Origin of the sequence: Halobacillus sp. (genome assembly GCF_049282395.1) — a bacterium.
Taxonomy (GTDB): domain Bacteria; phylum Bacillota; class Bacilli; order Bacillales; family Halobacillaceae; genus Halobacillus.
Genome location: NZ_JBAPTY010000321.1, coordinates 1 through 5,649, shown reverse-complemented (window position 1 = coordinate 5,649; position 5,649 = coordinate 1). Strand labels below are relative to the sequence as shown.

Below are 5,649 nucleotides of genomic sequence, written 5' to 3'. Positions count from 1 at the left end.
ATTTTCGATCGGTCGATGAACACTTCGGTACCATGAAGAAAGCCGATGAGCTGGTCGAAGCAGCCCATGACCTGGACCTTAAGGTGATGTTTGATTTTGTGGTGTCCCATACCGGCAGCGATCATCCCTGGAAAGAGGATTCACAAAAAAACGATTGGTATGCGGAAACTGATACTACCTATCCGGAAGCCTGGACAGAGAATATGTCCGTATTAAATCTGGACAATCCTCAGGTGCAGAGCTATTTCCTCGACACCGCTGAGTTCTGGATCAAGGAAACAGGAGTAGATGCGTTCCATTTACATAGTGCTGTTCCTTTACCCGATAAGTTTTATACAGATCTTGAGGAACGGGTTCAGTCCGTACAGAAAGGGTTTGGACTATTTACAGAAAATCTGAAAGGGGAAGATGATTCTTCTGTTTCCTTTCAATCTGTGACACGTGGGACGTTTCAATCTTCCGGAAATAGCCTTGATGATCTTTATACCGTTTGGGAGGATAACGTCGAACATAAAGCGGAACCTTACGAGACTCTTCGATATATCGATGACCCTTCAACCGGACGATTTACGCACTTGGCGGTAGAAGAAGGGCAGAATCCGATCACTCGCTGGAAGCTCGCATTGACGTATCAGTTTACGATTCCAGGCATACCTGTCATGTATTTTGGTACGGAGCTTCCCCTTGATGATGGCGGCGATCCATCGACCATTAAAATGATGAACTTCAAAGCAGGGGACGAGCAGCTGAAGCAGCGTATCGATAATTTAACCTCTATGAGAACACAATTTCCTGCGCTCACACGCGGAGAATATGAAGAAATGTACAATGAAGAAGGTCTGGCTATTTTTAAACGGAGCTATGAAGACCAGACGATGATCGTTGCGATTAATAATGCAGAAGAAACGAAAGCCGCTGTACTGTCGGGTTTACCGGAAGGGCAGCAGCTTAGAGGGCTCTTGCATGATGGAATGGTCAGACAGCAGGATAATGGGGAATACCGTCTTGGAATGGAAAGGGAAACCGCAGACGTTTTTGTGGTGGAACCAGACGAAGGCTATAACTGGCTATTTATTGGTTTTGTCGGCGGCGTTCTTAGTTTATTTGTAATTGCTGTAACCCTGATCAGTCTTAAAAACCGGAAAACAGAAAACTCTTAATCTCAACGCCCCTCTTTCCACGTAGATGGAAAAGAGGGGCGTTTAAATTAGGAGGATGACTTTTTCTTTTTTCTTCTGACCAGCCAAAAAAGCAGACCCACTCCGGCGATCAGCGCGAGAAATGGAGAGTAGCCCAGGAAGAATACAATGAGCCAGGAGAAGAATTGACCAACGTAATGCAAAGAATTGATAAAGGCCAGCTTGGTTTCTTCCCAGATGTTACCCGGGGAGTTATTCAAATTTGCACCGGCCGCTGTTTCTTGAATGGAGACCGTTATCGTAGAGAAATCGCTCTGATTCTCTAAATAGTTTATTTTCCCTTTTAATACTTCAATTTCAGATTGAACGCGCTCGAGATCTTGAGAGATTTTTATTAAATCTTCGGTCTCTTCGGCCTGTTCCAAAAAGGTAAGCAAACGTGATTCAATTTTTTCCTTAGCTTGCAGACGAGATTCTAAATCCACGTATTCTTCGGTAACATCGCGTCCGGATATATTTCTGGAAAGAACTTCACTGCTGATCTCTTCCACCCCTGTAAGCAGAGGTTCAAAGTTCGGCTGAGGCACTCGGATGCGGATATGCCCCTGTCGTCTGCCTTGCTCGTTTTTGCTAATATTACTTTCGACCATATGAGCATCCTGCTGATTCATTTTTTCCTGAAGATGCTGGTGAAATTGATCGTAATTATTCGTTTCCACGTCGATATTAGCTTCATAGACCATCATGCGTTGTTCGCTATTTTGAGCGATGCGGGCCGGGCCGTTTTCCTCACCGTTTTCCGCTTGAGAAGGAGTTTCTGACAATCCATTGGACTCGGCAGAATCGGACGAAGCTTCTTCGGATGTCTCCGCACTGTTGTCTTCATTTTGACTGCAGGCTGCTGAGACAGCAAGAAGCAGCATGATGCTTAAGGCAAGTTTCAGTATCTTCGTCACCATAAAAAATCCCCCTTTTTTAATATAGTCGTTAAAAAGAGGGAAAGGTTACAAAGAACCCATTCTATTGAGGTGTATCATTTAAGAAAAATAAGGCAATGGTGCCGGGACCTGCATGCGCACCGACGGCTGAGCCGACCATTTCAAAACGTATATCTTCAGTACCAAACTCGGAGCGGATCATATCCGCCAGCTGCTCCGCGGTTTCCAGATCATCGCCGTGGCTGATGCCGATGCGCTGATGTTTTAAATCTTTGCCGCGTTCCTTCATAAGTTCAATCATTCGCTTCCATACTTTTTTGGAACCGCGAATTTTTTCAAGCGGTATAAGCTTGCCGTTTTCCATATGAAGCAGCGGTTTAATTTTAAGCAGGCTCCCGACAAATGCGGAGGCTTTGCTTACGCGGCCGCCGCGATATAGGTATTCCAGATCCGCTACCGTGAAAATATGTTCCATATGAGCTGCATGATACTTTCCAGCTTCTAAGATTTCTTCGAATGAATAGCCATCTTCCGCAAGTTCAGCAGCTCTTATGGCCACGAGTCCGCAACCAAGAGAGGCTGCTTTCGTATCGATAACTTCGAACTGAGCGTGAGGATACTCTTCTTTAATTTCTTCCTCTACCATTTTTGCGCTTTGATATGTACCGGATAGTTCCGATGAAAAGGCAAAATAAATAAAGGGCTGATCGTTCTTTACAAATTCTGTGAACGTTTCTCGAAAAGCCTGGGAGGTAACCTGAGAAGTTTTAGGGGTTTCTCCGTTTCGCATTTTGTCATAGACGTCACTGGGGGATATGGTTTTCCCATCTTCATACTCTTCTCCATTAATGGTCACTTTCAAGGGAACCATGGTTAACGAATAGCTTTCCAGAGTTTCAGGAGATAGATCACTGGCTGAATCACATACAATTTGCACATTCATAAGATCACCTGCCATTTATATTCTTTCTTTAAGTTTAGGCATAATAGGAAGGATAGTCAAAGCAATTACAAGAAAACGTACGACAATTAATGGGGCATTTCGACGGAATCTTTCACAGCTTACTCACCTTTAACTTGATTTTGTCTCGTTACGGTGATAAAAAAGATAGTAGACTACTCGTAGGAGGTTGCGGATTGTTCACAGTTGAACTAAGAAGAATTATCATTGTGTTGTTAGGGGCAGTATTTAATGCTATCTCCCTGAACCTGTTTCTCATTGAAGCCAATGTTTACGCGAGCGGGTTCACCGGGGTTGCCCAGCTGCTTACCAGTATATTTAACGATTTTTTAGGTATGCCAGGAATTAGTACAGGTTTTATCTTATTCATACTTAATATTCCAGTAGTGATTTTAGGCTGGTTTAAAGTAGGGAAGGGGTTTACGGTTTATAGTGTTGTATCAGTCGCCTTCACTACCCTTTTTCTTGAATTAATACCCGTGGTGCAGCTTTCGGGGGATATTATCCTGAATGCCGTGTTCGGTGGTGTGATCGGTGGTATGGGCGTTGGTATTACCCTTAAATGGGGTGCATCAACAGGCGGTTTGGACATCGTAGCTATGGTGCTTTCTCGTATGAAAGACCGTCCGATCGGTATCTACTTCCTTGTACTGAACAGTGCTATCATCGCGATTGCTGGTTTATTATATGAACCGGAAAACGCGTTGTACACATTATTGACGTTATACGTAACGACTCGTGTGATCGACGCTGTTCATACACGTCACGAAAAGCTTACGGCTATGATTATCACGTCAAAAGCAGCCGATTTAGAAAAAGCGATCCATTCCCAAATGGTTCGCGGCATTACAACTTTGCCAGCAAGAGGTGCTTTTACACAGCAGGATAAAAATATGATGATTATGGTTATTACCCGATATGAATTATATGACCTGCAGCATATTATCCAGGATGTCGATCCTTCTGCGTTTACCAATATCGTTCAAACGACAGGTATTTTTGGTTTCTTCCGAAAAGATGACAAATAATTTGTAACATTTCTGTAATATGGTCGTCTAATCATGTAAATAGAAAAAAGGAGTGGCGTTATGAAACATGTATTAGCCATCTTGATGGGGGTCATGATGATTACCATGGCGGCCTGCGGAAATGAAGCAGAGTCTGAGACTAAATCTAAGGAAGTTAAGGTAGAAGAACCAAAAGCTGAAGAAGTGGAAGCATTCATTCAATCTTTGAATATGGAAGCAAACGTGGAAACTTCGGAGAATACAGCCGATTTTCAAATGTCGCTTGAAAACACGTCGGATGAGGCTTTAACCTTAGGGTTTACTTCCAGCCAGGAATATGAAATTCAAGTAACGAATGCTGAAGGGGAAAGTGTTTATACATTTTCAGCTAATAAAATGTTTACACAGGAAATGATCAGCAAAGATTTGGCAGCGGGTGAATCATTAACAGCTGAAGAAACATGGACAAGTATTGAAGAGCCAGGGGACTACGAAGCCACTATTACGTTCCTGGTAAATTCAATCAATGAACAGCCATTAGAGGCTGAACCTTTCCAATTAACGAAATCATTTAGTGTTGAGGCTGCGGATCAAGAAACGGGGAACAGCCAGGAAGAAAATGAAGTTCCCCCTACAGAACCAGAAAAAGAAACCCCGTTAGAGTCTGATAAAGATAAAGAAACAAATGAAGAAGTAAAAACAGAAGAGAAGACTGTGAGTGCCGAGGAAGACGGGTTCCGTAATATTGAAGTAAGCGGTAAAGATGGAGCCTATACAGTCACGGGCGAAGCCCACGTATCACACGGGGAGTTTACCTACCTGGTTGAAGATGGTCATCAGGTGCTGATTGAACCTGAAACAATGGAAGTAGGAAATGAATTCGAATGGGCTCCTTTTACTCTGGAGCTTTCGATTCCAAATGAGGATTTACCTGATTTCGGTATGGTGACTCTTACGCTTAAAGGGAAGTCTGAAGGCAGTGAAGACGAAACGATAAAGAATGTTGCCTTAGAGGAAATTGCCCAGAGTGAATCGGAGAATGAAACGGAATCAACGAAGCGAGAGGTTAAAACGGAGGGCGAGGCATTCCGCAACGTAACCTTGTCTGGTGAGAATGGTGACTACACTATTGAAGGAGAAGCGCGCGTTCATGAAGGCAGCTTTGTCTACACAGTGGAAGATGGTCATTACGTACTGGTGGTACCAACAACCGTACAAGTAGCTGAAGGTGCTCCAGCGTGGTCTTCATTTAAGGTGGAAATTGATATACCGGAGAAAGACCTGCCGGGATTCGGCTCACTGACTTTGACTTTATTTGAAGAAAGTGCTGAAGATGGAAGTCCTGTGCACGTTAACAATTTACTTCTTCAGAAATTTAATTAATAAGAAGCCGTCACGATCATCGTGACGGCTTTTTTGATTATACTGAATTGTTCGTTTTTCACAAGAAGGTTATTCAACTAACAGGCCGGATTGTGTAAGACTCAGTTTCGAGATATCGGGTTAGTCTGTAGGTCCTTCGGGGGACGATTTCGCTTTCCGTGGGCATGTGCTGAGCCTCCTCAGTCTTCGACTTCCGGGGTCTCACCGATCATGTTTATCCC

5 protein-coding genes are annotated in these 5,649 nt (G+C 43.6%); 3 read left to right on the top strand and 2 right to left on the bottom strand.

The window, feature by feature from the left end:
• The coding region (locus WAM07_RS13610) for an alpha-amylase family glycosyl hydrolase (RefSeq protein WP_422167670.1) at positions 1–1,160 on the top strand (1,160 nt) is incomplete at its 5' end.
• Positions 1,161–1,207: 47 nt separating this feature from the next.
• On the opposite strand, the gene WAM07_RS13605 is transcribed toward WAM07_RS13610, so the two are convergent.
• On the bottom strand, positions 1,208–2,098 hold the full coding sequence (locus WAM07_RS13605) for a DUF4349 domain-containing protein (RefSeq protein ID WP_422167668.1): 891 nt from the start codon (positions 2,096–2,098) through the stop codon (positions 1,208–1,210).
• Positions 2,099–2,159: 61 nt separating this feature from the next.
• Positions 2,160–3,020 (bottom strand): DegV family protein, encoded by an 861-nt coding sequence (locus tag WAM07_RS13600; protein WP_422167666.1) that lies wholly within the window; start codon positions 3,018–3,020, stop codon positions 2,160–2,162.
• A gap of 194 nt (positions 3,021–3,214) precedes the next feature.
• Between WAM07_RS13600 and WAM07_RS13595 the strand changes: the two genes are divergently transcribed.
• On the top strand, positions 3,215–4,066 hold the full coding sequence (locus WAM07_RS13595; protein WP_422167665.1) for a YitT family protein: 852 nt from the start codon (positions 3,215–3,217) through the stop codon (positions 4,064–4,066).
• A 60-nt stretch (positions 4,067–4,126) separates the two neighbouring features.
• Positions 4,127–5,428: a BsuPI-related putative proteinase inhibitor gene (locus WAM07_RS13590; protein WP_422167663.1), complete on the top strand. Its 1,302-nt coding sequence runs from the start codon at positions 4,127–4,129 to the stop codon at positions 5,426–5,428.
• Positions 5,429–5,649: the final 221 nt, after the last annotated feature.